The sequence below is a fragment of the Enterovibrio baiacu genome, assembly GCF_004120195.1.
GTDB lineage: Bacteria > Pseudomonadota > Gammaproteobacteria > Enterobacterales > Vibrionaceae > Enterovibrio > Enterovibrio baiacui.
This window is the reverse complement of record NZ_SCHN01000044.1, coordinates 1-1,264: the sequence shown is the minus strand read 5'-3', so window position 1 is coordinate 1,264 and position 1,264 is coordinate 1. Positions and strand designations below refer to the sequence as shown.

The 1,264-nt window shown below is 47.2% G+C and carries 3 tRNA genes and 1 rRNA gene; all 4 read left to right on the top strand.

Annotation, left to right across the window (positions count from 1 at the left end):
* Positions 1–71 precede the first annotated feature (71 nt).
* Positions 72–147, top strand: a tRNA-Lys gene (locus EQP46_RS23925).
* A 30-nt stretch (positions 148–177) separates the two neighbouring features.
* Positions 178–253 (top strand) — tRNA-Val (locus tag EQP46_RS23920).
* A gap of 44 nt (positions 254–297) precedes the next feature.
* Positions 298–373: transfer RNA gene (locus tag EQP46_RS23915), tRNA-Ala, on the top strand.
* 368 nt (positions 374–741) lie between these two features.
* Positions 742–1,264 (top strand): 23S ribosomal RNA (locus EQP46_RS23910); the annotation flags it as partial.

Sequence of the window (1,264 nt, the reverse complement as noted above, 5' to 3'; positions counted from 1 at the left end):
TTCGTCTAGAGGCCTAGGACACCGCCCTTTCACGGCGGTAACAGGGGTTCGACTCCCCTATGGGACGCCACGGGTCGTTAGCTCAGCTGGTAGAGCAGTTGACTTTTAATCAATTGGTCGCAGGTTCGAATCCTGCACGACCCACCATTCTCTCCATGAGGGAATCAAAACTATCGTGGGCGATTAGCTCAGTTGGGAGAGCACCTCCCTTACAAGGAGGGGGTCACTGGTTCGAGCCCGGTATCGCCCACCACTTTCTCTTTTCGTTGTTAAATGAAAAGAAGAAGACCACTCGATGGGGCTATAGCTCAGCTGGGAGAGCGCTTGCATGGCATGCAAGAGGTCGACGGTTCGATCCCGTCTAGCTCCACCACTCTTTAAGTGTTTTCGAAAGAGAATATTTAGAAAGTGGACCTTCTCGTCAGAGAAACACCACTTTGCTCTTTAAAAATCTGGAAAGCTGACTAGTAAATTTAATCAAACGATTAAATTGAAATCTGTTTCTTATCTCTCTACCCGAGAGGTAATGAAACAAAAGTTCTCAAAACGTTAATTCTTTTGAATTAACACCAAACACATTCAAGTGTTCTTGGTTTCATCGAAAGATGAACATATTTGAGTCCGGCGAAAAACCGTTCATGCCTTGTTTCTGCTTCTTAAGCAGAGTCAAAGTAGCGAACTTGTTCTTTAACGAGAACACCTTGGTTGTTTGTCCATACGAAAGACCTCTTGGGGTTGTATGGTTAAGTGACTAAGCGTACACGGTGGATGCCTTGGCAGTCAGAGGCGATGAAGGACGTAGTAACTTGCGATAAGCGTAGATAAGGCAGTAACAGCCACTCGAGTCTACGATTTCCGAATGGGGAAACCCACGTGCATAAGCACGTATCCCACACTGAATACATAGGTGTGTGGAGGCGAACTCGGGGAACTGAAACATCTAAGTACCCGAAGGAAAAGAAATCAATTGAGATTCCGGCAGTAGCGGCGAGCGACCCCGGATTAGCCCTTAAGCGGTTTAAGTGTTAGTGGAATCATCTGGAAAGGTGTGCGATACAGGGTGATAGCCCCGTACACGACAATGCTTTTATCGTGAAAACGAGTAGGACGGGACACGTGTTATCTTGTCTGAAGATGGGGGGACCATCCTCCAAGGCTAAATACTCCTGACTGACCGATAGTGAACCAGTACCGTGAGGGAAAGGCGAAAAGAACCCCTGTGAGGGGAGTGAAATAGAACCTGAAACCGTGTACGTACAAGCAG